At 63.5% G+C, this 24,635-nt stretch carries 22 protein-coding genes; 16 read left to right on the forward strand and 6 right to left on the reverse strand.

From position 1 onward, the window contains the following. Positions 1-16 precede the first annotated feature (16 nt). Together pepE and OOZ51_RS08490 are read right to left on the reverse strand one after the other, a co-directional pair. Positions 17-772: a dipeptidase PepE gene (gene pepE / locus OOZ51_RS08485; protein WP_265978899.1), complete on the reverse strand. Its 756-nt coding sequence runs from the start codon at positions 770-772 to the stop codon at positions 17-19. A gap of 4 nt (positions 773-776) precedes the next feature. Continuing rightward, positions 777-1,643 (reverse strand): IclR family transcriptional regulator, encoded by an 867-nt coding sequence (locus tag OOZ51_RS08490; protein ID WP_265978900.1) that lies wholly within the window; start codon positions 1,641-1,643, stop codon positions 777-779. Between the two features lie 194 nt (positions 1,644-1,837). Between OOZ51_RS08490 and OOZ51_RS08495 the strand changes: the two genes are divergently transcribed. The 3 genes from OOZ51_RS08495 (at position 1,838) to OOZ51_RS08505 (ending at position 5,295) form a co-directional block, all read left to right on the forward strand. Then, the gene (locus OOZ51_RS08495) at positions 1,838-2,554 is read left to right on the forward strand and encodes an AroM family protein (protein WP_265978901.1); all 717 of its coding nucleotides are present in this window, start codon (positions 1,838-1,840) and stop codon (positions 2,552-2,554) included. A gap of 86 nt (positions 2,555-2,640) precedes the next feature. After that, on the forward strand, positions 2,641-3,600 hold the full coding sequence (locus OOZ51_RS08500; RefSeq protein ID WP_265978902.1) for a DUF1177 domain-containing protein: 960 nt from the start codon (positions 2,641-2,643) through the stop codon (positions 3,598-3,600). A 51-nt stretch (positions 3,601-3,651) separates the two neighbouring features. Next, positions 3,652-5,295, forward strand: a complete 1,644-nt coding sequence (locus OOZ51_RS08505; protein WP_265978904.1) for an OPT/YSL family transporter — start codon at positions 3,652-3,654, stop codon at positions 5,293-5,295. A gap of 92 nt (positions 5,296-5,387) precedes the next feature. Here the strand turns inward: OOZ51_RS08505 and OOZ51_RS08510 are convergent, their stop codons facing one another. The 4 genes from OOZ51_RS08510 to OOZ51_RS08525 all read right to left on the reverse strand — a co-directional run bounded on the left by OOZ51_RS08510 (position 5,388) and on the right by OOZ51_RS08525 (position 9,564). Next, a complete protein-coding gene (locus OOZ51_RS08510; protein WP_265978905.1) occupies positions 5,388-5,792 on the reverse strand; it encodes a hypothetical protein in 405 nt (134 codons plus the stop codon). Positions 5,793-5,934: 142 nt separating this feature from the next. Beyond that, a complete protein-coding gene (locus tag OOZ51_RS08515) occupies positions 5,935-7,521 on the reverse strand; it encodes a long-chain-fatty-acid--CoA ligase (RefSeq protein WP_265978906.1) in 1,587 nt (528 codons plus the stop codon). 36 nt (positions 7,522-7,557) lie between these two features. Further along, a complete protein-coding gene (locus tag OOZ51_RS08520; protein WP_265978907.1) occupies positions 7,558-8,754 on the reverse strand; it encodes an acetyl-CoA C-acetyltransferase in 1,197 nt (398 codons plus the stop codon). A gap of 111 nt (positions 8,755-8,865) precedes the next feature. Continuing rightward, entirely contained in the window at positions 8,866-9,564 is a 699-nt protein-coding gene (locus OOZ51_RS08525; RefSeq protein ID WP_265978908.1) for a TetR/AcrR family transcriptional regulator, read from the reverse strand. 226 nt (positions 9,565-9,790) lie between these two features. Here OOZ51_RS08525 and OOZ51_RS08530 point away from each other — a divergent pair, with 226 nt between their 5' ends. From OOZ51_RS08530 to OOZ51_RS08590, 13 genes are all read left to right on the forward strand, one after another. Next, complete coding sequence (locus OOZ51_RS08530; RefSeq protein WP_265978909.1) at positions 9,791-11,458, forward strand: amidohydrolase; 1,668 nt, start codon at positions 9,791-9,793, stop codon at positions 11,456-11,458. 17 nt (positions 11,459-11,475) lie between these two features. Beyond that, positions 11,476-13,161 (forward strand): ABC transporter substrate-binding protein, encoded by a 1,686-nt coding sequence (locus tag OOZ51_RS08535; protein ID WP_265978910.1) that lies wholly within the window; start codon positions 11,476-11,478, stop codon positions 13,159-13,161. A 26-nt stretch (positions 13,162-13,187) separates the two neighbouring features. Then, the gene (locus tag OOZ51_RS08540; protein ID WP_265978911.1) at positions 13,188-14,141 is read left to right on the forward strand and encodes an ABC transporter permease; all 954 of its coding nucleotides are present in this window, start codon (positions 13,188-13,190) and stop codon (positions 14,139-14,141) included. Continuing rightward, positions 14,138-14,998, forward strand: a complete 861-nt coding sequence (locus tag OOZ51_RS08545; protein WP_265978912.1) for an ABC transporter permease — start codon at positions 14,138-14,140, stop codon at positions 14,996-14,998. Before OOZ51_RS08540 ends, OOZ51_RS08545 begins: the two co-directional genes overlap by 4 nt. Then, a complete protein-coding gene (locus OOZ51_RS08550; RefSeq protein ID WP_265978913.1) occupies positions 14,995-16,635 on the forward strand; it encodes a dipeptide ABC transporter ATP-binding protein in 1,641 nt (546 codons plus the stop codon). Before OOZ51_RS08545 ends, OOZ51_RS08550 begins: the two co-directional genes overlap by 4 nt. A gap of 69 nt (positions 16,636-16,704) precedes the next feature. Further along, complete coding sequence (locus OOZ51_RS08555; protein ID WP_265978914.1) at positions 16,705-18,126, forward strand: NAD(P)/FAD-dependent oxidoreductase; 1,422 nt, start codon at positions 16,705-16,707, stop codon at positions 18,124-18,126. Further along, positions 18,126-18,509: a cupin domain-containing protein gene (locus tag OOZ51_RS08560; protein ID WP_265978915.1), complete on the forward strand. Its 384-nt coding sequence runs from the start codon at positions 18,126-18,128 to the stop codon at positions 18,507-18,509. The genes OOZ51_RS08555 and OOZ51_RS08560 overlap by 1 nt, the downstream gene beginning before the upstream one ends. 13 nt (positions 18,510-18,522) lie before the next feature. Continuing rightward, positions 18,523-20,013: a gamma-aminobutyraldehyde dehydrogenase gene (locus OOZ51_RS08565; RefSeq protein ID WP_265978929.1), complete on the forward strand. Its 1,491-nt coding sequence runs from the start codon at positions 18,523-18,525 to the stop codon at positions 20,011-20,013. Positions 20,014-20,026: 13 nt separating this feature from the next. After that, positions 20,027-20,911, forward strand: a complete 885-nt coding sequence (locus OOZ51_RS08570; RefSeq protein ID WP_265978916.1) for a sigma-70 family RNA polymerase sigma factor — start codon at positions 20,027-20,029, stop codon at positions 20,909-20,911. Beyond that, a complete protein-coding gene (locus OOZ51_RS08575) occupies positions 20,908-22,110 on the forward strand; it encodes an AI-2E family transporter (protein ID WP_265978917.1) in 1,203 nt (400 codons plus the stop codon). Before OOZ51_RS08570 ends, OOZ51_RS08575 begins: the two co-directional genes overlap by 4 nt. A 77-nt stretch (positions 22,111-22,187) precedes the next feature. Further along, positions 22,188-22,553: a LapA family protein gene (locus OOZ51_RS08580; protein ID WP_265978918.1), complete on the forward strand. Its 366-nt coding sequence runs from the start codon at positions 22,188-22,190 to the stop codon at positions 22,551-22,553. Between the two features lie 217 nt (positions 22,554-22,770). Beyond that, positions 22,771-23,553 (forward strand): VOC family protein, encoded by a 783-nt coding sequence (locus tag OOZ51_RS08585; protein WP_265978919.1) that lies wholly within the window; start codon positions 22,771-22,773, stop codon positions 23,551-23,553. Between the two features lie 219 nt (positions 23,554-23,772). Beyond that, a complete protein-coding gene (locus OOZ51_RS08590; RefSeq protein ID WP_265978920.1) occupies positions 23,773-24,252 on the forward strand; it encodes a hypothetical protein in 480 nt (159 codons plus the stop codon). Positions 24,253-24,635 lie beyond the last annotated feature (383 nt).

Here is a 24,635-nt window from a genome sequence, read left to right on the forward strand (position 1 = left end):
GGCGATGTCCGGCGGGTTAGGGCGTGTCGAATAGTGTGGGCGCTTCGAAGAGCGCGCTCACGTCGCCGGTTGTTTCCCGGGGCAGCGTGCCTTTGCGGAAGGTGATGGCCGGGCCGAGGCCCGGGGTGACGGCGGTGCCGCCGACCATGGCTGTGAGGTTGGGTTCTCCTGCCGTGCCGGTGACCCGCAGGTGCGCTCCCTCTCTGAGGCCCAGGACAGGGACATCGTTTTCTTCGAGGAACTCGCTCAGCCTGGTTTCGCGTGTTTCCCCGGCATGGGTGCTGCCGGGGTCCGCGTCCAGATAGTGCGGGTTGATCTGGAACGGTACCAGGCCCAGGGTCGAGAAGCTCGGGGGTTCGACGATGGGCATGTCGTTGGTGGTGCGCAGCGTCGGGGAAGCGATGTTCGTTCCGGCGCTTGCTCCCATATACCTGGTCCCGGACTGAGCCGCCTCGCGCAGGGGATCCATGAGTCCCTGGCGGTGCAGCTGTGAGACGAGCCGGAAGGTGTTGCCGCCTCCCACAAAGACAGCATCGGCCTTGGCCAACGCATCCTGGGGCGAGCCAAATGTGTGCAGCCCGCGGGTAATGATGCTGTGGGCAGCCAGCGCTTTAGCTACTTTCGCGGTGTAGGCGTCGTGATCCTGCAGCGCGTAGGGCACGAAGATGACTTCGTTGACCGCGTCCAGGAATTGTGCGACCTCATCGCGGGCGTGGTCAAGGTAGCCGCTGTTGGCGTTGGTCGAGTTGGAAAACAGCAGAAGATCGAGCATGTGTTCAGGCTTTCGTTCGTGGCCGGGTTTGGTTGGACAGGCTCTTGCCGTGGCGCCAGTTCCGTTGGGGTGCGGCTGTCTTGTTGGACAATAAATCGGAGAGTTCCTGGGCTGCTGCCAGAAGTTGGGCCAGGAAGTCCATCAGGTCTGTGCCGTCCTGTTGGACCTTGCTTTCGGAGATGGACAAGGAACCCACCGGGCGATGTCCCAGAAGCACCGGAACGGCCAGCGCCCTGGTGGAGGGGTCATATTCTCCTTCGGAGAAGGCGTAGCCGTCGGTGACTGTTTGATCAAACAGCGCCTCGAGGCGCTGCTCATCGACTTCGGTGTGTTCGGAGTACCTTGGATGCGGCCTGCCCTGGAGCAGGTTCCGGCGCTCGGCGGGACTGAGGAACGCGAAATATGACCTCGAGGTAGCCCCGGCATGGGCCGGGTACAGGTCTCCGATCAGGGGATGGGACCGGAGGGGTCCGTGGAGGCCGTCGATGGCCGCGATGCACCGGACGTAGGCCCCGTCGGGGATGGCGAACAACGTGGTCTTGGTGGTTTCCTGCGAAAGCCTGGTGAGGACGGTGTCGGCAAGCCGTGCCAGGCCCCCGGTGCGTTCCCACAGGGAAGCCATCCTCCACATGGCAGGTCCCAGACTGTAACGGCGGGTCCACGGGTCGGCCCGGAGAAACCCTTGGGCCGCGAGGGAGGCCAGGAGTCGCTGGGCGGAGGACTTGGTCAGTCCGAAGGTCTCGGCCAGTTCAAGAACTCCCCAGTCCGTGCGGAACTCGTTGAAGGACAGGAGGATCCCCAGGGCGCGGTCAACAGTCTGGAGCGGGGACTGCGCATCGGCGCCTGGAAGGGGCTGCGGGGACAACGTCATGGGAAAAGCATAGGGGCCACCGGAGTCGGAAACCGCAAATTCCCGAATTTCCGTCCCAAAAATAGATTCCACCTCCCAAATAGTGGGAATTGATTGTTTGTGGTGAGCATCCCGTGGGCTAATTGAGGCACTCCAAAATGTCGGGCAGATCACATCCGGCAGCAAGCTGCGGCGGGACGCCGGGAAGGATTCAGATGAACGACATGCCACCACCTGCGGCCCTGGCCCGCACCGCACGGACCCTGGGCGTCATCACCATCGGGCAGACGCCGCGGACGGACCTCACCCCGGAGCTCGCGGACCTTCTTCCTGGTGTGCGCATCGCCGAACGAGGCGCCTTGGACGGGCTCTCGGCGTCGGAAATCGCCGAACTTGCTCCGGTACCCGGAGACCATGTCATGACGACGCGTCTGCGGGACGGGACGGCCGCCGTCGTCGGCCAGGAAGCTCTGGTGAGACGGGTCCAGGCCGCCATCCTGGACCTGCAGGGCGAAACCGACGTGCTCCTGTTGGCCTGCACAGGGACATTCCCGGAGTTCATCCACATCAAACCACTGATTGAACCGGACCACGTACTGGCCCACGTGGTGGCCGCCGTCGCCTCGCGGAGCCCTCATGTCGGCATCATCTGTCCCCTGGCCGAACAGCAGGAGGACGCGAAGGCCAAATACCGGGCCCTCCTGCCCCGGACGGTGGCCCTCTCAACGGCGGCAGCCACCCCTTATTCCACGGACCTGGCATCCCTGGGCGCAGCCGCGGAACAACTCAGAGCCGACGGCGCGGAGATCATCGTTCTGGACTGCATCGGCTACACGGCGCGGATGCGCTCCGAGGTTATCGAAGCCAGCGGTTTGCCGGTCCTGCTGGCACGATCAGTCGCCGCGCGCATCGCCGCCGAGCTGCTCGGCTAACCCATCCCAAAGAACAAAAAACGGCACCGGAGACCCCGGCGCCGCAATGAAACTTGCATTGACCCATAAAAAAGGAGCAAAAACTAATGTCTTGGAAGCACGTGCTGGAATCCTTCGACCTGCTGGACAGCCCGGCAGTCAACGGTGAGGCGGTAAGGAATCTATGGCAGAACTACGGAGCCGATGATGTCTTCGTGGAAACCGTCGCCGGCCACGCCGGAGCCACGGACTTCGTCCGCGTTCTCATCCCGGGAACCAGAGGCAAGAGCGCTGGCGGCACGGCGCCGACCCTCGGCATCATCGGCCGGCTCGGGGGACTGGGAGCCAGGCCGGAAAAGATCGGTTTCGTCTCCGACGGCGACGGTGCCCTGACAGTCGTGGCCGCCGCGGCCAAACTCCTGGAAATGGCCTCCCGCGGAGACCAGCTCGAGGGCGACGTCATCGTCAGCACTCACATCGACCCCGACGCCCCGACGCAACCCCACGACCCCGTCCCGTTCATGGGTTCCTCGATCGACATGTCGATCAACAACAAGTACGAAGTCACCCCGGACATGGACGCAATCATCTCGGTGGACACCACGAAGGGCAACCGCATCTGCAACCACCGCGGATTCGCCATCACCCCCACCATCAAAGAAGGGTGGATCCTGCGCGTGGCCGAGCCGCTGCTCGACATCGCCGAACAAACCTCCGGGATGGCGCCGGTGGTCCTGCCGATCACCATGCAGGACATCACCCCCTACGGCAACGACGTCTACCACATGAACTCCATTGTCCAGCCTTGCACCGCGACCACCGCTCCCGTCGTCGGGCTGGCCATCACCACCATCTCGGCCGTTCCCGGATCAGCCACCGGAGCGACCGACCTGGGCAGCGTCGAATCAGCCGTCAGGTTCGTCATCGAAACGGCCAAAGACTTCGGACGCGACAAGCTGGCGTTCTTCGACGACGAAGACTACGCACAGCTGACCACCCGCTACGGGTCCATGTCCAGGCTCCAGCACCTCTATCAAACACTCGCCGCAGCCACAACCCCGGCCTGAGCAGGAACCGCCCCACCCCCAACGATCCCTCCCACAGAAATCAGTCCTCCCATGGCACAACCTCTCAATGTCAAAGACGACACCACAGCACGCCACCCCAGAGCCTTTGAGCCCGTGACCCTGGTGGTCACCGTTCTCCTGAGCATCCTGGGCGCCGTTATCGGCCTGCACATGATCACCACCATCGGCATCTCCGCCAACACCTCCGTCATCGGCGCGCTCATCGCCATGATCATCGGCCGGATCTCTTTTTTCGGACTGGCCAAGATGCGCGACATCAACCGGCAAAACCTCGCGCAAAGTGCCATTTCCGGTGCCACCTTCGCCGCCGCAAATTCACTGCTCACACCCATCGCGGTCCCCTTCGCGTTCGGCCGTACCGACCTGGTCGGTCCCATGCTCGTTGGCGCGTCAATGGGCCTGCTGATTGACGCGTGGATCCTGTACAAGAGCTTCGGGTCCAGATTCCTCCCCGCCGACGCAGCCTGGCCTCCGGGAGTGGCCGCCGCCGAAACCATTCTCGCCGGCGACAAAGGAGGTAAACGGGCGCTCCTCATGGCCGCCGGAGGCGCCATCGGCGTCGGAGCATCCTTATTCGGACTGCCCATGTCCGCGGCCGGAGTCGCGCTGATCGGCAACGTCTGGGCACTGGGAATGTTCGCCGCCGGGCTCCTGGTGAGCCAATACGCTCCGGCGATCCTGCACTTCACCCTCTCTTCCATATATGTCCCGCACGGAGTAATGATCGGCGCCGGAATCGTCGCCCTGGTCCAGGCAGTAAGGATCCTCCTGGACAAAAAATCCGCCAAAGACCGGCAGAAAGACCAGATCCTGGCCCAGGCCCGAGCGGAAGCACCGGAAGACCCCTCCCTTGTCACCACTGTCAGCGCTGGCAAGCTGCGCCGCACCTTCACCTCCGGCTACTTCCTCTACGTCGCCGGCGCCCTGATCCTAGCCACCCTCGGTGGCATCTGGACCCAGATGTCCGTCCCCGCAGTGATCGCCTGGATCCTCTTCGCCGCCGTCGCCGCGATCATCCACGAACTCATCGTCGGCCTCGCCGCCATGCACGCCGGCTGGTTCCCCGCCTTCGCCGTGACACTGATCTTCCTCGTCGCCGGCCTGCTGCTCCAGATCCCCGCCGTGCCCCTGGCCCTCCTGGTCGGATACTGCGCCGCCACCGGCCCGGCGTTCGCCGACATGGGCTACGACCTCAAAGCAGGCTGGATCCTCCGCCGAGAAAACCGGCCGTATACGGCCTTCGAAATCGAAGGTCGCCGGCAGCAACTGCTCTCCGCCATGATCGGCTTCACCGTCGCCATCGGCCTCGTCGCCTTGCTCTGGAACACCTACTTCACCGCCGGACACCTCCCGCCCGCCGCCATGGTCTACGCGGACACCATCAAAGCCGGCCTGACAAACCCTGACGTCATCCGCAACCTCATCCTCTGGGCCATCCCCGGAGCCATCATCCAGATCATCGGCGGCGCCAAACGCCAAATGGGCGTCTTGCTCGCAACAGGACTGCTCATCGGAACCCCCAACGCCGGCTGGCTCGTCCTCACAGCCCTGCTCTTCCGCTTCATCTGGACCAAATACCGGCCGCAAAACGGGGAAACCGAAGTCTCCCTCATCGGAGCGGGCCTGATCGCCGGCGACTCCGTCTATTCCGTGGGCCAGATCTTCAAAGGCTAACCAGCCCACTATCCGTCCACGCCGTCACTGCCGGGGCACTGACTGCAAGGTCAACGAAGGCGGCTGCGAACAAGGTTCGCAGCCGCTGGAGATCAAACTGCCTGCAGTTTGTTTAAACACCGAACGTAGCCGTTCATTACCGATTCGAAGTCAAGCAACTGCGGTTGGATAGTAGTTGCCGAGAGCCCATCGCCGGAATCTTCCTCGCAAAGCAGAGGTTCACAACTGTTCCCTGATGCGGAGAACGTTGCGATGCCCCATGGATGGGTTGCGGATGTCACAGCGATCCCGGCAGCGTCGAATGTATCGGCCAGGACTTTGGTTGCAACGCTCTGCCAAGAATGCAGGAGCGCGTCCTGCATGCGCTCCACGAGATCCGTGTCTTTGCTCTTGCGGGCGAGCGTCAGCGCCGCCGAAAGATCGTCCCACTCCTGTGCCGGGCGAACAAGAAGGTGTCCACTCCGGATCCGGGCATTCATCTCATTCAACGACAACACTGGATTCCTCCTTGGAAAATGGTGCGGCCTCGGCCGCCGGGTGTTCACAGCGGGAACACCGCCACGGACCTTGTGTCCGCAACCACGGGAACATGACGTCATTCTCCCGAAGTTCGACCCTGCCACCCGGTCAGCCAACCTGCTAAGAGGGAACGGGACGGACGGGGTTTTCTGTGTACTGTGCGGCGAGCTCGCGTTTGAGGATTTTTCCGCTTGGCCCCAGTGGGAGTTCCGTCAGGATCTTGATGATCCGAGGGTACTTGTAGGCCGCCAGCTGGGCGCTTGCGTGTTTGGTCAGTTGTTCCGTGGTAATGGTGCTGCCGGGAGCGAGGACGACGGCGGCGGCGACTTCTTGTCCGTGCGTCTCGTGGGGGACCCCGAAGACAGCTGCGCTGATCACGTCCGGGTGTTGATTGAGGACTTCTTCGACTTCGCGCGGATAGACGTTGTAGCCGTTGCGGATGATCATTTCCTTTTTGCGGTCGAGGATCCGCAGGTAGCCGTCTTCGTCTTTGGTGCCCAGGTCTCCCGTGCGGAACCAGCCGTCCACCATTGACTCGGCGGTGGATGACGGCTGGTTCAGGTAACCCTTGAACAGGTTGTGTCCGCGCACCACCAGTTCGCCGAGTTCGCCGCGGGGCAGCAGTTCGATGGTGTCGGTGATTTCAGGCCGGGCGATTTCGATGTCGACCCCCCAGAGAGGGGTTCCGACGGTGCCGGGCCGCGGTGTGGTGCCTACATGGTTGAAGCTGGCCACGGGGGAGGTTTCGGTGAGGCCGTAGCCTTCGTGGATGTCCGCGTTGAATACCTCACGGAACTTGCCCATCACGGCCAGCGGCAGGGCGGCGCCGCCGGAGGCGCCCCAGCGCAGCGTGTCGGGGCGGATGGGGTTCGTCCTGGCTGCTTCGAGAAGTGCCACGTACATGGTGGGCACACCGAAGAAGATGTTGATCTTGTGTTTCTGCATTAGTTCCAGCGCCGTGTTTCCGCTGAATTTCTCACACATGACTACCGTGGCACCCCGCCGGAGGCTTGTGTTGAGCACGCAGGTCTGGCCGAAGGTGTGGAACAGGGGCAGGCCTCCGAAGACCCTGTCGCCGGGTCGGATGTCGAAGGTGCTGGTAAGCAGTACGTTGACTTGTTCCACGAGGGCGAAGTGTGTACCGAGCGCGCCTTTGGGTTTGCCGGTGGTTCCGGAGGTGTAGAGGATGGTGGCGGTGTCTTCGGGTTTGCGCGGAACGAAATGCTGAATCGGCGTTGATTCGGCGGCTTCCGCCTCAAGTCGGGGCAGGCCTTGAGGGTCCTCCGGCGCCATAACGGTCAGTATCCCCACGCGGGCCAGCGCGGCGCCTTTCGCTCCCTCACCGAGCAGCGGGGCGGCGCAGATGAGTAACTTGGCGCCGCTGTCTTGGAGCATGAAGTCGATCTCGCGGGCTTTCAGCAGCGCATGGACCGGAACAACGATTCCGCCAAGGGCAAGGACCGCGTAGTAGGCGCGGGCGAAGTCGGCCACGTTCGGAATGAGAAGGGCCACGGGGTCCCCGGGACCGATTCCTCGGGCTCTCAAGGCGCCTGCGTAGGCGCGGGTTTGTTCCCAGAGCGCGCGGTAGGTGGTTTCTTCGGCTCCGACGACGATGGCCGTGGCATCCGGAGTGCGGGCGGCTGACTCTGCAAGGATAGCCGCCACGGAGATGGTGCCGAAGCTATCTTCGGGTGTGGGTGTTTGCATGGGGATTCCTTAGTCTGGAGATTCGGTCGGGTGGGGCTACGCCTTGAGGAGCAAGGCATCGCCTTGTCCGCCCCCGCCGCAGAGGGCGACGACGCCGGTTCCGCCGCCCCGGCGTTGGAGAGCCAGGGCCTGGTGCAGTACCAAGCGAGCCCCGGAGGCGCCGACGGGGTGGCCGAGCGCGATTGCACCGCCTTCGGCGTTGATGCGGTCCGTGTCGATGCCGAGGTCTTTGGCGGATTGGATGAGGACGGAGGCGAACGCCTCGTTGATTTCGATCAGGTCCAGTTCGGCGGCAGTCAACCCTTCACGCTTGAGCGCCGATTCGATGGCCCGTGATGGCTGGGAGTGAAGGGATCCGTCAGGCCCTGCCGTTTGGCCGTGGGCGCCGATCTCGGCGATCCATGCCAAGCCAAGCGCTTCGGCGGCGGCCTTGCTGGCGATGATCAGCGCGGCGGCGCCGTCCGAAAGCGGTGACGAGGACCCGGCGGTGATCGTCGCATTCTCGCCTTTGGCAAACGCGGGCTTGAGCTGGGACAGTGCTTCCGTCGTCGTGCCTGGGCGGATGCCCTCGTCGTCGGAGAAGACCAGGGCGGGCCCCTTCCGTTGCCGGATCTCCACGGGGGCGATTTCCTCAGCCAGGATGCCGGCGGACCGGGCTGCTTCCGCGCGTTGGTGCGAGCGGGCGGCCACCTTGTCCTGTTCTTCGCGGCCGATCCCGCGGGCGGTGTTTCCGGCGTCGGTGGCGCTGCCCATGAGCTCACCGCTGATGGGGTCCTGGAGGCCGTCGTGGTTCAGGGAGTCCACCATGGGGGTGTCTCCGACGGTGAGGCCGCGGCGCAGGCCTTGGACCAGATGAGGGGCGTTGGTCATGGATTCCTGGCCGGCGGCGACCACGAAATCGGCTTCTCCGGCACGGATCATGCGTGCCGCATCGATCACGGCCGTGAGGCCCGAGAGGCATAATTTGTTCACTGTCACGGTGGGAACGTCCCAGCCGATGCCTGCGCCGAGGCTGGATTGCCGGGCCGGGCCCTGGCCGGTGCCTGCCTGGATGACCTGGCCGACGATCACTGCGTCGATCTGTTCCGGGCTGACACCGGTCCGTTCCAGGGCGGCGCGGATCGCGTGGGCTCCCAGCTCGCTGGCGGAAAGGGACGCGAGGCCGCCGCGGAAGCGGCCGAACGGGGTGCGGGCGCCGCCGATGATGACGGCGATGTTGCGGTGAGAGCTCATTCGGGTGCCTTTCGGGCTGGCGGTGCGGTCTGGCTTCGGGCGGGGGATAGTGCCAGCCGGTAAGGCCAGCCTGAGGACCCGGTTGACGGGATCGTGTGCGAAACGGCCGCCCTACCGGCTACGGGGCATGGCAGACGCTTCAGCCGCATCGAGCAGGGCGTCCACGCCAAGGAAGAAGACCTCGCGGTCGCTCAACCCCAGCAGCTGATCGCGCACCGCATTGATGTATGGATGCGAGGCGGCCGTCACCGGAAGTGAGCGGCCCAGCCACGAGGATTGTTGTTCATCGTTGGCGGTCCCGTTGCGTGAACTCTGCGCCCGGGCGATTCCGGCACCAACAGACAGAACATAAGTCGACAGGGAAGCGTAGTGGCGTACGGCGTCTTGCCCTTCCAGTCCGGCGACGTTGAGGGCGTCCAGGATGAATTCGATGGTGTCCAGCTCTGCCGGGCCCTGGGCGTTGATCAGAATCGATTCGGCGCCGATCGCCGGAAACTCGGTGAACAGGTCAACCATGGCCGAGGCCATTTGGGTCAGGCGGGTCCGCCACTGTTCGCGCGGAGCCGTCACCCGGTCAAGCCCCATCGAGAACAACCGGTCGAGAAGTGCCCCCATGAGGTCCTCTTTGTTGCGGAAATGCCGATAGATCGCCGTCGGGTCAACGCCGAGCAGCGTCCCCAATTCCCGGACGGTGACCGTTGTCGTTCCGGGTTTCGCTGCGATCTGCAGTCCCGCGGCGACGATCGACTCGGGGTCCAGGCGCTGTTTTGCCCTCGCCGTCCCCTGTTGTTCCACGAGAGAACCCACCACTTGACCACTCCTTCTAGCTTCGACTGACAGCAGTACACACAATCGCCCGCGGCGGAGGATCCTCGGCGCGGGCAAGCACGATGTTCCGTCCCTAGTCACCAGTATTGCATGGTCAATCTAGATGTCAACGGCAAAGTCAACAGTGTTGACATGAGGGTTGTGTTGTGGCTAATGTCACATCTGACGACCGGCCATGCGACAAGGCATGCAACACCAGGAGGCTCAAGTGGCGCCAAAACCAGACCTAATCTTCACAGGCGGATGGATCTTCACCGCCCGATCGAACGCACCGGCGCGACTGGCTGTGGCTGTGTCGGAAGGACGCATCACCGCGGTCGGACCCGACGTCGACGTCCTCACGACGGCAACGGACGGGACTGAGATCGTGGACCTCGACGGCGGGCTCCTGATTCCCGGTTTCCAGGACGCTCACGTCCACCCGGTGTCCGGCGGCATGGAACTGCTGCAGTGCAACCTCACCGAAGCCCAGAGCGCGGCCGATTCCCTCGCCAGGATCGACGGGTACGCAGCAGAGAACCCGGAGGCCGAATGGATCCTCGGAGGCGGCTGGTCCATGGAGCATTTTCCGGGCGGCACCCCGACCCGGCAGGCACTCGATGCCATCGTGCCGGACCGTCCCGTGCTGCTCGCCAACCGTGACCACCACGGCGTCTGGGCCAACACCCGCGCATTCGAACTAGCCGGCATCAACGCGTTGACACAGGACCCGGTTGACGGCCGTCTTGAGCGGGAGCCTGACGGTTACCCCGCCGGCACAGTGCACGAGGGGGCAATGAACCTCTTCGACAAGGTTCGCCCGGCGGTGCACGGCGATCTCCTCTACGCGGGGCTGCTCCGCGCCCAGGAAGAACTCTTCAGCCTTGGCATCACGGGCTGGCAGGACGCCGCCGTGGGAGCCTTGTTCGGCGCGCCGGACACGCTCGACACATACCGCAGGGCCATCGCGGAGGGAACACTCGAAGCACACGTCGTCGGGGCGCTGTGGTGGGAGCGTGAACCCGGTCTCGAGCAGATACCCCGTCTGATCGAACGCCGTTCCAGCGTTGCCGCCGAACTGCCGGGGGAACTCTTCTCGGCCGGAACGGTCAAGATCATGGTGGACGGGGTCGCGGAAAACTTCACGGCCGCCATGACCGCTCCTTATCTGGACAATCACGGCCACAGCACGGACAACGCAGGGCTGTCCTTCATTGACCCGGAGCGGCTGAAGGAGTACGTGACAGCTCTCGATGCGGCCGGATTCCAAGTGCACTTCCATGCGCTCGGCGACCGTGCCGTCCGCGAGGCGCTCGACGCCGTGGAGGCCGCCAGGCTGGCCAACGGCCCCAAGGGAAACCGGCATCAGATCGCCCATCTGCAGCTCGTCAGCGAGGTGGACGCCCCCCGGTTTGCTGAACTCGATGTCGTCGTCAACATGCAGGCGCTGTGGGCCTGCCACGAAACCCACCTGGACGAGCTCACCTTGCCGTTCCTGCCGGCCGGCGCGGAAGCGCGCCACTATCCCTTCGGTGAGCTGCTGGCCAGCGGAGCGCGCCTGGCGGCAGGCAGCGACTGGCCGGTATCAAGCGCAAACCCTGTCTGGGCCATCCACGTCGCCGTCAATCGTGTGGCGCCGGGTTCTTCGGACGAGGTGCTCGGCGATGCGCTTCAACGGCTTGACCTTGCAACCGCGCTGACCGCGTATACGGCCGGCACCGCCTACGCGAACCACCGTGACCACAACACGGGAGCTATAGCCCAAGGCTATTTCGCAGACCTCGCAGTGCTCCGCCCCAACCCGTTCGAGCTCGCCCCTACGGACATCCACACCGCCGCCGTCGTCTCGACCTGGGTGCGCGGCGAACAAGTCTATGCCGCCCCCGGCACCCACTGACCCTCCCGGAGAACATGATGCTTACAACACCACAGATATTCCCGCACGCCCCCGGCACCCGCAGCACGCGGCGTCCCCCGCGCCGCCGCACTCTTACCATCACGGCTCTGCTCGCCGCCGGTTCACTGGCCCTCACCGCCTGCGCCCCGGCCGTGACCACTACCGGCAAAACCGCGGCATACGAACTGACCGGTACCACCCCTGCACCGTCAGGACAACTGGACTCCTTCACTTGGTCGATCTACGCGGAACCATCATCCCTCGACTACGCCCACGCCTACGATTTCCCGGACGACCAGGTCCTCAGCAACGTCTGCGAGTCCCTGCTGCGCACCAACCCCGACCTCAGCATCTCCCCGGGACTCGCAGCGAAGTGGGAGAACCCGACCCCGACAACCTGGGTTTACACCATCCGATCCGGAGTCACCTTCCACGACGGCACGCCTCTCACGGCGGCTGACGTCGTGGCATCGCTCAAACGCCACGTCGACCCCGCCGTCGGCTCACCGTGGGCCGTCGCCTTCGCCAACGTGTCCTCCATCGAACAGACGTCCGGCATGGAAGTCACCGTGACCACAAGCACCCCGGATTCCCAGTTCAACCTCGCCATGGCGTCCATCCCCGGTGAAGTGGAGTCCGCCGCGACCCTCGCCAAGGACGGCGCCAACTACGGAAACGCGGGCACAGGCGTGAACTGTACCGGCCCGTTCTCGCTCGAGAAGTGGGACTCAGGGTCGAGCATCACGCTCAAACGCTATGACGCCTACTGGGACAAGACACTGCTGGCCAAGTCCAAACAGGTGAAATTTGTGTTCCTGTCCGATCCGAACACCCGCATCAATGCCTTTAAGTCAGGAGAAGTCGACGGCGGCTGGCTCATCCCGTCGAATGCCATCGACCAACTGAAGGCATCCCCCAACGGCAAACTCTATTTCGGTCTGAACACCACCGTCGCCGACGAAGTCGTCAGCAACATGAGCGGCCCTCTCGGGGATCAGCGTGTCCGCAAAGCCCTCATGATGGCGATCGACCGCCGCGGCCTGGTAGCGGCCGGAGAGCAAGGCTATGCGAAAGTGACTGACGCCCTCACCACTCGTTCCGTCTGGAACGGAGCCCAGGGCGGGGTCGCGGACAACGCGTTCAACGGTCTGGAGAGTTACCCGGTCGATATCGCCGCCGCCAAAAAACTTGTCGCCGACGCCGGTGCGACCGACAAGGAAATCGTCATCGCCACCTCACCGATCTACGCCGGAGCCGACGTCGTCGCCCAGGCGGTTGCGGCCGCTGCGACCTCGATCGGCCTCAAACCGCGCATCGACACGATTCCGCCGGCCAAATACACCACCCTGTTCACCGACCCGGCCGCTCGCAAAGGCATCGATCTGTTCTTCACAATGTGGAACAACTCCATAGCCGATCCCCTCGAAATGTACGCCGTCCTGCGCACCGGCGAGGCCAGCAACTACGGCGGATGGTCGAACCCGGACTTCGACGCGACCGTCAACAAGGCGATCGGAATCTCCGATCCCACCGACCGTGCCCGTGAATCGACAAAGGCCCAGCACATCGCCAATACGGAGTTGCCGTGGCTGCCGCTCTACGAGGTACCGACCACCGTGTGGCTCGGCTCCCGCATCACGGGAGTGTCGCCGTCGATCAGCTACCTGTACTCCCCTTGGGCTGCCGCCATCGGCGCCAATTAGCCGGACCGGACAGCGAAAGCCCTGAAATGACCATCCTGCCTATCCTGAAAAAGCTGGGATCCCTTGCCCTGACCTTGTTTGCGGCGTCCATCCTGGTCTTCTGCTCCATGTACTTTGTCCCCGGGAACCCGGTCAGCTTCTTACTGCGCGGACGCAGCCCGAGCGCGGAGGCTGTTGCCGCCGTGACCGCCCAATACGGGCTCGACAAGCCCGTCCCGGAGCAATACGTCGACTGGCTTGCCAATGTTCTTCACGGGGACTTCGGCCGGTCCTTCCAATACCGCGAAGACGTCAGCACCCTGATCGCTTCCCGGGCACCGGCTACGATCGGACTCGTCGCTCTGGCCGGACTGATCATCGGGATCCTCGGCCTGGCCGCCGGCATCACCGCGGCCCTGAACCAGGGGAGGGCCGCGGACCAGGCAATACTCTTGGCATCGACCGGGCTAGCCGCCATTCCGTCTTTCGTCGGCGCCATCGTGCTCATCGCGTTCTTCGCCGTTCAGCTTGGCTGGTTCCCGTCCTTCGGCAGCGGGAACGGGTTCCTGGATGCCCTTTATCACCTCGTGCTCCCGGCCCTCGCCCTCGCCGCCACCTTCGTGGCGCTCGTGGCCAGGGTGACACGGACCTCGATGCTGGAACAGCTCGGCCGGGAACACGTCGAGGTGGCTGTGAGCCGCGGGATAGGCAGAGGACACGTCATCCGCCGCCACGTGCTGCGGAACGCGCTGGGTCCCATTCTCACTGTCAGCGGTGTCCTCGTCGCCGGACTGCTCGTGGCGAGCTCGATCGTGGAGCAGTCCTTCGGACTCTCCGGCATCGGCTCCCTGCTCGTCCAGTCCGTCGACCGGCTCGACTTCCCGGTCGTGCAGGCCATCGTGCTCCTCATCGTGGTGATCTTCGTGACGATGAACACGGTCGTGGACCTGTTAGCGCCCGTGATCGACCCCCGCAGCATGGCAGGTGCAGCAGCCCGATGACCACCTTCCCGCTCACCCGTGCCGTCCCGCGCCACTTCCGTCCGAGAAGCGGCAACCCCCTCTTCACCGCGGCCATCATCCTCGCGATGGTCATGGTCATCGCCGCCGCTGCTGCCACGCTCATCGCCCCCTACGATCCCGACTTCGTCGATCTTGGCAACGTCCTTTCCGCACCCTCGCCCGCGCACTGGTTGGGGACGGACGCCGTCGGCCGTGACACGCTTTCCCGGATGATGTTCGGGGCACGGACCGCCCTGCTGGGACCGCTTCTCGTTGTCCTCCTCTCGACGGCACTGGGTATCGGGTTCGGGCTCCTTGCCGGGTGGTTCGGAGGCTGGATCGACGCTGTTCTCTGCAGGGTTTTCGACCTGCTGTTCGCGTTCCCGGCACTGCTGCTGGCCATTCTTGCGGTCGCGATCTTCGGCAAGGGGCTCACGGCGCCGGTGGCAGCCATGACCATCGCCTACATTCCCTACGTTGCCAGGCTTGTCCGATCGCTTGTCGTCTCTGAACGCGGCAGGCCGTACGTGACGGCCTACCGGGTCCAGGGATTCGCCGGCTGCTGGATCGCCGTCAAACGGGTGTTGCCCAACGTGATGCCGACTGTCGGCGCCCAGTCAACACTGAACTTCGGATACGTCCTCGCCGACCTCGCCTCCCTGTCGTTCCTTGGCCTGGGCGTGCAGCCGCCGGCCGCGGACTGGGGCGCCATGATCAACGACAGCCGCGGCGCATTGATGAGCGGCCAGTCGTTGCCGGCCCTGGTCCCGGCAATCGCCGTCGTGCTGGTCGTGATTGCCATGAACATCATCGGAGAAAACCTCTCCGACCGAATCGGTGGAAGGCGTCAGCCATGAGCCTGCTTGAAATTTCCGGCCTGACCCTTGACTTGCCGTCGGAACCGTCCTGCCGCTTGTTGGATGGGATCTCGTTGAATGTCGGCGCGGGGGAAACTGTGGGGATTGTCGGCGAGTCCGGTTCCGGAAAGTCACTGACCGCCCGGACTGTACTCGGTCTCCTGCCCGGGGGCGCCCGGACAAGCGGGTCCGTGCTGCTCGACGGAACGGACATGCTCCGCTGTCCTCCGTCGGTAGCTCTTGACCGGAGGCGTGACACAGTCTCGATGATCTTCCAGGATCCGCGCTCAGGAATGAACCCGGTCCGCCGAATCGGCGATTTCCTCACGGAGTCGTTGCGGCTGTGCGAGGGGTGGTCCAAGGCAGACGCTGATGAGCGCGCGCTTGAGCTGCTTCGTTCCGTGGGCCTGCCACGGCCGGAGTCCCATCTCTCGCAATACCCGCATGAGCTCTCCGGCGGGATGCTGCAGCGCGTCATGATCGCAGGCGCCCTTACTGCCGCACCGGCCTTGCTCGTCTGCGACGAGCCAACGGCCGCACTGGATGTGACCACCCAGGCGGAAATCATCAACGTGCTCCGGAAACAACAAGAGACCCGCGGCATGGGCATGCTGTTCATCACGCACGACCTGAACCTCGCCGCTGCCCTGTGTGACAGGGTCTACGTCATCCATTCGGGTCGCATCGTCGAGTACGGGAGCGCACTATCCATCTTCACCAGCCCCCGGGCCGATTACACCAAACGCCTGGTCGCGGCAACGCCGACCATCCCCTCCGTTTCCGGTCGCCGAAGCTCCGCGGCCGCCAGCCATGGCCGCGCGCCGTCGGCAGGATCCGCTGAGCCTGCTCTTGAGGCCCGGGGGGTCAGCAAGTGTTACGCGATTCGGGGGGGAGCGGATATTCGCGCCGTCGACGACGTGTCGTTCCGGGTCCCGCCGGGCGGAGCACTGGCCCTTGTCGGGGAATCGGGGTCCGGCAAGTCGACGCTCGCGCGGATGCTGGTCGGACTTGAACGCCCCGACAGCGGTGACATTCTTGTCGACGGAGTGAGCCGTTCCACTCGTCCCCGAAGCCGGGCGGAACGTTTGAAGCGAGCCCGGGCAGTGCAGATCGTTTTTCAGGACCCCTATCTTTCCCTGGACCCCCGGATCCCTGCGGGGGCAGCAATCGAAGACGCGCTCCGGCTTCATTCGACTTTGCGCGGTGTCGAGGCCAGGGCGCGGGTGCTGACGCTCCTAGACAGGGTCGGGCTGACTGAAAAGCACTCCCAGTCCAAACCCCGGACCCTGTCCGGGGGGCAAAGGCAACGGGTCGCGATCGCCAGGGCCCTAGCGGCCGCCCCGGGGGTCCTGGTGCTCGACGAGTCCACGAGCGCCCTGGACGTCTCGGTTCAGGCCCAGGTCCTTGACCTCATAGACGAGATCAGAAGGGAACGGGGCCTGACCCTTGTCTTCGTCAGTCACGACCTTGCCGTCGTCCGGCGCGTCTGTGAGACCACGGCCGTGATGAAGCAAGGCGCCGTGGTCGAATCCGGTGCCACAGCAGGTTTGCTGGAACATCCGGGCCACCCCTACACACAACTCCTCATCGACTCAATCCCGAAACCGCGCCGGAGCCTGCACGCGATTTCACAGTAATCAGCCCTCATCCCGCCTCCACCCGCACGCCGTGACCATCGGCGCCCAACAGACCCGGAGAGACCCGCCGTGACCACCTACGACACCGCCGAATCAACCATCAGCAGGTACCACATTGCCCAGGCGCTCGCCGGGGCCTCCACAGTTCCGTACTGGCTCGATGACCCGGACCGTCCAGCGCCTTTGCCGGCACTGGCCTCGGACACCGCAACGGATCTGGCCGTCGTAGGCGGCGGTTACACCGGACTCTGGACGGCCCTGATGGCCAAGGAACGCGACCCCGGCCGCCGGGTAGTGGTGCTTGAAGGCAACCGCATCGGCTGGGCCGCGTCCGGCAGGAACGGCGGCTTCTGCGATGCCAGCTTGACCCACGGCGAGGACAACGGGAAGAAACACCTTCCCGACGAATCTGACCGTCTGCATGAGCTAGGACTGGAAAACCTGCAGGAAATCTCAGACACCGTCAACAAATACGGCATCGACTGCGGATTCGAATGGACCGGCACCCTGGACGTCGCTACAGAGGATCACCAGATCGCGTGGCTGCAGGCCGAGGAAGGCAAGAACCCGGACATTCTCTTCCTCGACGAACGGGCGGTCCGTGCGGAAGTGGACTCACCGGTCTACAAAGCCGGGTTATGGGACAAGAAGGGCAGCGTGATGCTCAACCCCGCCCGGCTCGCGTGGGGCCTGCAACGCGCCTGCCTGGAACTAGGGGTTGAAATATATGAGCACACAACCGTCCGCGGCCTCACCCGCACACCAGACGGTATCCGACTAGCCACAGACGCCGGAACAGTCACCGCCGGCAAGGTTGCCCTTGCCACCAATGTGTTCCCATCCCTCCTCAAAAGAACACGCCTTCACACAGTCCCGGTCTACGACTACACGCTGATGACCCAGCCGCTCAGCGCCGAACAGCTGGAAGCAATCGGCTGGTCCAACCGGCAAGGGCTATCCGATCTGAGCAACCGCTTCCACTACTACCGGCTGACCGAAGACAACCGCATCCTCTTCGGCGGCTACGACGCGATCTACTACTACGGCCGCACCCTCAACCCGGACCACGACCAGCGTGAACAAACCTTCGAGCGGCTTGCCGCGCATTTCTTCGCGACATTCCCCCAGCTGAACGGCGTCCGCTTCACCCACAAATGGGGCGGAGCCATCGACACCTGCAGCCGGTTCTTCGCCTTCTTCGCCACAGCGCATCACGGCCGTGTCGCCTATTCCGCAGGCTACACAGGGCTCGGCGTCGGAGCCACCCGGTTCGGAGCAAACGTCATGCTCGACCTGCTCTCCGGGACCGTCAACGAACGCACGCAGCTAAGGATGGTTAAAAAGCGGCCGCTGCCCTTCCCACCGGAGCCCTTGGCGTGGCTCGGAGTGAAGATCACCACCGCCGCGATGATTCGAGCGGACCGCAACAAGGGCCGGCGCGGGCCCTGGCTGAAACTCATGGACGCGGTCGGAATGGGGTTTGACTCCTGATGGATCCGGAACTGATTCCAGGGTCCCCGGTGAACGTGGGTGAACTGACCCTGCCGCACGAAGCGGTGCCGCCAGGGCAAACAGCCTCTGGCGCGCCAACCACGGGGATCCAATCGCTGGGCACCTTCTCCGGCCTCGAACTCGGCACCTGGGAAATGACGACCGGTGGCATGCATGACCTCGAGGTGGAAGAACTTTTCCTGGTCACTGCAGGCAGAGCCACCCTCGAAATCCACTACGATACCGGCGAAGCAAAGAGGCTCCCTCTGGGTCCCGGCGCGCTCATGCGCTTGAACGCGGGCATGCGCACCACCTGGACCGTCCACGAGACCCTCCGCAAGGTCTACCTCACCCCCAGCAGCGAACCAAACAAGCACACCTGACCTAGGGAGAATGATGCACCAATTCATCGACGGCGAATACCGCGACGGCAACGGCGAGGAGGCACAACGAATCAATCCGGCCACCGGCGAAGTCGCCGAAACCATCCGCCACGCGAACACGGACGACGTCGACGCGGCGATCGCTTCAGCCCGGCGCGCCTTCACCGAGTGGTCGCGTCGAACGCCGGGCGAACGCTCAGACGCCATCCACCGGCTGGCCGGCGAACTGGACAAACGCGCTATCGAACTTGCCGCCGTCGAAACCTCCCAGACCGGCAAATCAATCCGTATGTCCAGCGGGTTCGATGTCCCGGGCACCGTGGACAATGCGTCGTTCTATGCCGGCGCCGCCCGTCAGCTGCGCGGGTTGGCCGCCGGCGAGTACGGGGCGGGAGGGACCTCGATGATCCGCCGCGAACCCATCGGCGTCATCGGCTCCATCTCGCCATGGAACTATCCGCTTCAGATGGCAGGCTGGAAAATACTGCCTGCCATAGCTGCAGGCAACACGATCGTGCTCAAGCCCTCCGAGCTCACCCCAGGCACCACCCTTCTCTTCGCGGAGGCCGCACGCGACGCAGGCATTCCACCAGGGGTCATCAACATTGTGACCGGCCCAGGCAAAGGCGTCGGCGAGCACTTGGTGAAACACCCCGGCGTGGCAATGACGTCATTCACCGGTTCCACTGCAGTCGGACGGCGCATCATGGAACTCGCCAGCCAAACGGCCAAACGAGTGCACTTGGAACTTGGCGGAAAGGCCCCCTTCCTTGTGTTCGACGACGCCGACCTGGAAGCCGCCGCTCACGGCGCCGTGGCCGCCTCGACCATCAATGGAGGCCAAGACTGCACTGCGGCGACCCGCGCCTACATCCAGCGGCCGATGTTCGAGGCCTTCACGGCCCGCGTGGCAGAACTGATGGACCAGATGATCGTCGGGGATCCCGCCAAGGACTGCACGGATCTCGGCTCACTGATCACGCACGCCCACCGGGACAAGGTGGCCGGCTTTGTCGAAAGCGCCCGAGGCTACGGTGCGCGGATCCTGGCAGGAGGCGAAGCACCCGGCGGCAAAATGGCTGCCGGAGCGTTCTACCGGCCGACCCTGGTGGTTGATGCAGCCCAGGATTCGCCGATCGTGCAAGAAGAGATCTTTGGCCCGGTCCTGACGGCTCTGCCCTTCGATTCCGACGATGAGGGAATCCGGCTGGCCAACGACACCCCGTACGGGCTCGCCGCCTCCGCCTGGACCAATGACCTCGGCCGATCCCTCCGGGCAAGCAAGGAAATCCAGGCCGGCTGCGTCTGGATCAACGACCACATCCCGATAGTCTCCGAGATGCCACACGGCGGCTACAAGGACTCGGGGTTCGGTAAAGACATGTCCGCCTACTCCCTCGAGGAGTACACCAACATCAAACACGTGGTGTTCAGCCAGGACAGGTCCTCCCACAAAGGCTGGCAAAACACCGTCTTTCGCACGACGCCTCCGAGCTCGGCCTGAAATAGGGGAACCGATGGCACATGGATTTGCAAAGGCGGTCCCGACCAGCGACGGTCAGCTCATCGCTTTGGTCCGTGCCGGGAACGCCGGAGCTTATGAAGGCTTGTACACGCGGCACATGTCCGCTGCCATTTCGTTTGCGCGCATGAATGTCGACAACCCCAGTGACGCAGACGACGTTGTCGCAGAAGCATTCCAAGCTGTACTAAAAAGCCTCAAGGACGGCAAAGGCCCGGACCAGTTTTTCCGTGCGTACCTCCTCTCGACTGTCACCAGACTGGCCCACGCCACAAACATAAAGGCACGCCGAAACGTGCCGGCGGACGTCGACAAAATGATTGATCAGGAGGTGATCCACGAGGATCCCATCATTCAAGCCTTCGAATCGTTGACAATTGCCCGTGCCTATCGCGCCCTCCGGGAACGCTGGCAGTCAGCGCTCTGGTACTTGGATGTGGAAGGGATGAAACCGGCCGCAGTAGCACCGATCATGGGGCTTTCACCCAATGCAGTCTCAACGCTCGGCGCAAGAGCCCGGGAAGGGCTACGTCGGCAGTACCTGCAATTCCATGTCATGGAGACGGACCGGAGGAAATGCTCAGAAGTTGCGTCCCAATTGGGGGCCTACCTACGTGGTGGTCTGGCCAGCCCGACGAAATCGAAGATCCGGAGTCATCTTGATGGCTGTGCAAGGTGCAAGGCTGTTTTTCTCGAGCTAAAAGACATCGGGGGAACCATGCGGACCATAATTCCCCCCTTGATCTTAGGTATGCCGTTGGTCATTTGGAGCGGCAGAGCCTCGGAATTCGGGGCTGGCGGTCTATGGCACTTCCATGGGAAAAGCAGGCAGCGACGGTATAAGCCAGACAACAGTACAGATAATGGTGATGAACAATGAACCCCACGGCAGTTGCCCCGCTCTCGGAAAAGGCCAACAACCCAGGCGGTCGCATGAAGCGTGTGATGCGCGTTCCTGGGTCTCGTGGACCGGCGGTCAGGTTCGGGAGCAGTCGCTCGCTGCGAGTTGGAGCCCCACGGAACGTTGACGGGGTCCCTGTCGGCGTCCAGGTGGCGGGGGAGTGGTCGTGGCGCCTGCTCGCTATCGCGGCGGTCGTCGGCGTCTTGCTGTACCTCGTGGTGACACTGCATGTGATTGCAGTTCCGTTCTTCGTCGCGATCGTGCTTTCGGCGATGCTGGTTCCCTTTAAGGACATGCTGGTTCGTCATCGGTGGCCGAAATGGCTGGCAGTGACAACCACCGAGGGGGGAATGCTCGCCGTCATCGCGGGATTGCTCTTGCTGGTGATCAGCCAGGTAGCGTCGAGCCTGAGTGGTCTTGGGCTGCAAAGTACCAAGTTCCTGGGGGACCTTCGCGAGGAACTCCTTGCGTCTCCGTTCGGCGCCTCATCCACCGATCTCGACCGGTTCCTCGGTGATGCCCTCCAGTCGGTGCAGGCGAACGAACAAGACATCGCTTCCGGCCTAGCATCACTCGGCTCTGGTGTCGGCGAAATCGCCGCCGGAACCGCTCTGGCACTGTTTGCGACACTGTTCATTCTCATCGACGGAGTAGGGATCTGGACGTGGTTCACTCGGCTCGTCCCCCGGCGGGCCCGCGAACGGTTCGACCACGCAGGCAAGGCAGGATGGGCCACGCTGCGATCATTTGCCAAGGTTCAGATCTTCGTCGCGCTCATCAACGGCGTGGGCATCGGAATCGGCACCGCGCTTCTCGGGGTGCCGCTCGCGATCCCGATTGCCGTCCTTGTCTTCCTCGGTTCCTTCATCCCTGTGGTCGGCGCCATCGCCACCGGCGCCGTCGCAGTATTCATCGCACTTGTCTACAACGGGTGGATCGTTGCGGTCGCGATGCTCGCCGTCGTGCTCCTCGTGCACCAGATCGAAAGCCACGTTCTACATCCCGTTATCATGGGCAATGCCGTGAAAGTGCACCCCTTGGCGGTGATGTTCGCCGTGGCCGGCGGATCCGTGCTCGCTGGAATCCCAGGTGCCTTCTTCGCCGTCCCCGTCGCCGCAGTCTTGAACACCATGGTGACCGCACTGGCCGGGCAAGCTGGTCGTGGGGAGGATGAGTAGTCGAACCCCTTGCGTCTCGCGCGGGATCCAACCAAGCGCAGCGACATGGTAAGCCTCAGACGAGGGAGAATAGCCTCATGACTTCAGAAGAGCCGGCGGACCCCGGGCATACCTTTCCTCGGCCAGAATCACCGTCCGGGGGCCAAATCCCCGAACCCATCACCAGTGATGCTGATCGAAGCAAGCAGGTCACCAGGACAGCAGTCATTTGGGGGGCCGTAGCGTTCGGTCTTGCGGTGATGGTGCTGTTGATAATCTTCTTCATCCAAAACCAAGACGTGATCGCGGTCAAATTCCTTGGATGGGAAGGACGCCTGGCCCAGGGAATCGCGTTCTTCATGGCCGCCGTCGGAGGTGGAATACTCGTGGCAATCGCAGGCGGAGCGCGAATCCTGCAGCTTCGCCGCAACGAACGACGACGCCGCAAGACCACGGGCTTGTAGAGCAGTGGGCGGTTTCTGCCGTTTCTGGGAGGTCGGGCCCTCGGAGAATTCTTGAAAATCGGCATTGGAGTTGCGGCACGAAATCTGCCTGAAGGCCACTGTAAGGATGTCCGTAGTTTTAGCGGATTCCTTGTGTCCCCCGAGGCGAATTTCCCGGTTCCGGGGAATTCGCACAGTGGGTGTGCTACGGGATGTGGCGCGAGTCGAAGGAGTGAAGATGCCTGTTCGTATTGAAAAATGGCCCGAGGGTACGCCGACATGGGCTGATCTTGGAGTCACTGATCTGGATGCCGCGAAGGCGTTCTACACCGAGTTGTTCGGCTGGGAGTACTCCTCCGGTGGTGGGGATTCCGGAGGGTATTTGCTTGCTCATCTTGGCGGGAAATCGGTGACAGGTTTAGGGCCGAAACAGAATGCGGAGATGCCCACCGTCTGGACCACCTATTTTGGGTCCGACGACGTAGATGCCACTGCAGTGAAGGTGGCCGCAGCGGGCGGGAGCCTTGTCGCTCCGCCGTTTGATGTCATGGACTCCGGCCGGATGTCGATCGCCGCCGATAGCGTTGGCGCGGTATTTGGCATTTGGCAGGCCGGGACTCACATCGGCGCAGAACGAGTCAACGAGCACGGGGCATTGTGCTGGAATGAGTTGCACACACGCGACTACGGCCCGGCCCGCGAGTTTTACGCAAGGGTTTTCGGGTTTAGCTACAAGGACATTGACGGTGACGGCTTTGTCTATTCCACGTTTAAGCGGTTCTCAGACGGTGAAGAAGTCGGTGGCATCCACCACGACACGCAGCTTCCCGAAGGTGCACCCAACTACTGGCTGGCGTGGTTTGCCAGCGATGACGTCGACGCTACCGCAGCGAAAGCCCGCGAATTGGGCGGGACCCTCGTCATACCCGTCATGGACAGTCCGTTCGGGCGGATGACAATCCTGCGAGCACCCCAGGGCGAAACTTTTGGAGTCATCCACCTGCCCGACACGCAGGGATAATTTCGTCGGCGAGGAGATCAATCCGGTTGAGCCCTCGCCAACTGGCCCGACTGAGACTGCGTGCCGCCTTCATCGAGCCGGTGTGTGGCGTAGGGATCCGTGTTGGCGGCACGTTTCGGACCGAGGTTCCACTGCTCAGATGAGACTCGGTCCTGCAAGTCAGGGCGTGCCCGATATCGAAAACCGAGAAGTAGGAAACGAATCAACCGATGGATCCCCATGACCGGCGCGGCAGATCTTCAACGTAACGACAAGGATCATACGAATGTGACGCATGCCGACGGGCTGCGGGCCTGGGCCAAAGGCTCCTTCCCTTGCGAGGCGGCCACCGAACTGCTGCTCCGCGGGTTTGGAGCCCGGTTCGCCGCGCCCGGCAATCCCTGGATCGGCACGGACGAATTCAGCGGCGCATCGTGGATTGATTTCGCCTCGATCCCCGAACATGCCGGCCGTTTCTCCAACGGTGAATGGGCGTTCCTGATGTTCGCGGCCTCCATAGCCGAAGGCGTTCCCGTGAATTTGGCTGAAATCGTGACCGTAGTAAACAGAGAGAGCGTCGCGCTCATGCTGGCCTCGATCGCCCACGCGTCCGGTAGCCATGAATGCGCCTGGGAGAGGGCGGACCGGGGAGAGTTGGAGGGCTTCAACCGTCTGCCCGGGCTGTATTCATGGCCGGGCAAGCACGCCGAAGGTCGCTAGGACAGAACTTTCGGACACATCCCGGACGGCCAGCACGGTGACCGGAGCATCCGAGCTGGTTCCCGCGAGGCCGGGGCATGGATTTTTCCATTGTGGTTCGCGACACGATCCTGATCCTTTCCCTACTTAATAGGTGGCAGGCATGGGAGTGGTGAAATCCGACAGACTTCATCGATGTGGTGTCCGGGCGGACAGCCATCACTTCACATGACCGGCCCTGTCACGGAGTGCGCCCCGGATCCTGTCGGTGCCGCGTCTGCCTGGACATACGAGCCGATGACTATGATCACGGCAGGGCGTGGGGGCCCCGGCCGGCCAGGGCCCCCCCGGCATAATTACCCGCGCAGTTGAAAAACCACGGACCCAACCCCAACCCCAGGGCC

Origin of the sequence: Arthrobacter rhizophilus, assembly GCF_026241105.1 — a bacterium.
Lineage (GTDB): Bacteria > Actinomycetota > Actinomycetes > Actinomycetales > Micrococcaceae > Arthrobacter.

Bases quoted from the DNA above. Each gene is read 5' to 3' on its own strand.
- OOZ51_RS08575 (WP_265978917.1), top strand. From the start codon at position 20,908: ATGAACCCCACGGCAGTTGCCCCGCTCTCGGAAAAGGCCAACAACCCA.
- OOZ51_RS08570 (WP_265978916.1), top strand. From the start codon at position 20,027: ATGGCACATGGATTTGCAAAGGCGGTCCCGACCAGCGACGGTCAGCTC.
- OOZ51_RS08565 (WP_265978929.1), top strand. From the start codon at position 18,523: ATGCACCAATTCATCGACGGCGAATACCGCGACGGCAACGGCGAGGAG.
- OOZ51_RS08560 (WP_265978915.1), top strand. From the start codon at position 18,126: ATGGATCCGGAACTGATTCCAGGGTCCCCGGTGAACGTGGGTGAACTG.
- OOZ51_RS08545 (WP_265978912.1), top strand. From the start codon at position 14,138: ATGACCACCTTCCCGCTCACCCGTGCCGTCCCGCGCCACTTCCGTCCG.
- OOZ51_RS08505 (WP_265978904.1), top strand. From the start codon at position 3,652: ATGGCACAACCTCTCAATGTCAAAGACGACACCACAGCACGCCACCCC.
- OOZ51_RS08520 (WP_265978907.1), bottom strand. From the start codon at position 8,754: ATGAGCTCTCACCGCAACATCGCCGTCATCATCGGCGGCGCCCGCACC.
- OOZ51_RS08590 (WP_265978920.1), top strand. From the start codon at position 23,773: ATGACCGGCGCGGCAGATCTTCAACGTAACGACAAGGATCATACGAAT.
- OOZ51_RS08540 (WP_265978911.1), top strand. From the start codon at position 13,188: ATGACCATCCTGCCTATCCTGAAAAAGCTGGGATCCCTTGCCCTGACC.
- OOZ51_RS08515 (WP_265978906.1), bottom strand. From the start codon at position 7,521: ATGCAAACACCCACACCCGAAGATAGCTTCGGCACCATCTCCGTGGCG.
- OOZ51_RS08550 (WP_265978913.1), top strand. From the start codon at position 14,995: ATGAGCCTGCTTGAAATTTCCGGCCTGACCCTTGACTTGCCGTCGGAA.
- OOZ51_RS08585 (WP_265978919.1), top strand. From the start codon at position 22,771: ATGCCTGTTCGTATTGAAAAATGGCCCGAGGGTACGCCGACATGGGCT.
- OOZ51_RS08495 (WP_265978901.1), top strand. From the start codon at position 1,838: ATGAACGACATGCCACCACCTGCGGCCCTGGCCCGCACCGCACGGACC.
- OOZ51_RS08535 (WP_265978910.1), top strand. From the start codon at position 11,476: ATGCTTACAACACCACAGATATTCCCGCACGCCCCCGGCACCCGCAGC.
- OOZ51_RS08580 (WP_265978918.1), top strand. From the start codon at position 22,188: ATGACTTCAGAAGAGCCGGCGGACCCCGGGCATACCTTTCCTCGGCCA.
- pepE (WP_265978899.1), bottom strand. From the start codon at position 772: ATGCTCGATCTTCTGCTGTTTTCCAACTCGACCAACGCCAACAGCGGC.
- OOZ51_RS08490 (WP_265978900.1), bottom strand. From the start codon at position 1,643: ATGACGTTGTCCCCGCAGCCCCTTCCAGGCGCCGATGCGCAGTCCCCG.
- OOZ51_RS08500 (WP_265978902.1), top strand. From the start codon at position 2,641: ATGTCTTGGAAGCACGTGCTGGAATCCTTCGACCTGCTGGACAGCCCG.